At 62.7% G+C, this 816-nt stretch carries 1 protein-coding gene and 1 pseudogene; both read right to left on the bottom strand.

The features are described 5' to 3' along the window. Positions 1–284: acyltransferase domain-containing protein (locus AN218_RS37690; RefSeq protein WP_244900162.1), on the bottom strand; the 284-nt coding region annotated here is incomplete at its 3' end. Between the two features lie 68 nt (positions 285–352). Next, positions 353–816, bottom strand: a pseudogene (locus tag AN218_RS38965) (ketoacyl-synthetase C-terminal extension domain-containing protein); the annotation flags it as partial.

Below are 816 nucleotides of genomic sequence, written 5' to 3'. Positions count from 1 at the left end.
CCCGAAACACCCCCCAACGAACCCCGCAACACCTCCACCACAGACCAACCAGCCAACCCCCCCACAACCCGATCACACTCACCCATCCACCACGCAAAAACCGGCGAAGAATCCAACAACTCCACCGCCATCCCCACCCACTGCGAACCCTGACCCGGAAAAACAAACACCGGACCAGAACCCACCTCCCCCACAACACCCCGCACCACCGAAGCAGCACCAAACACAGAACCCGAAAAACCAGAAGAACCCGAAGAACCAGAAGGACCGGAAGAGACAAACACCTCCCCCGACTCCGGCCCAACAGAAGAAGAACCCCCGACAGAACCCGCCGACNCGAGACAGAGCCCTCCCCCGACTCCAACTCCCGCACCACCACCGCACGATGCTCAAAAACCGACCGCGACGACATCAACGAAAAACCGACATCCTCCGGCCCCACACCCCCGGAAACCCCCTCCACAAACGACGACAGACGACCCAACTGCCCATCCAACGCCGCCTCAGAACGCCCCGAAACCAACCACGGCACCACACCCCCAAAACCACACACCGCAACACCAGAACCAGAACCAGAACCAGAACCAGAGTCGGAACCGGCGTCGGAACCGGCGTCAGAATGCGCATCACCGGAAACCTCACTCGAATCCGGAGCCTGCTCCAGAATCACGTGGGCGTTCGTACCGCTGATCCCGAACGACGACACCCCCGCACGCCGCGCACGGTCCACCTCCGGCCACGAGACCCGCTCCCGCAGCAACTCCACCGCACCCGCATCCCACTCCACATGCGACGACGGCTCGTCGACGTGGAGGG

It is taken from the genome of Streptomyces nanshensis (assembly GCF_001751255.1).
GTDB lineage: Bacteria > Actinomycetota > Actinomycetes > Streptomycetales > Streptomycetaceae > Streptomyces > Streptomyces nanshensis_A.
The sequence above is the reverse complement of the archived record's forward strand: the minus strand, read 5'-3'. Positions and strand labels throughout refer to the sequence as shown.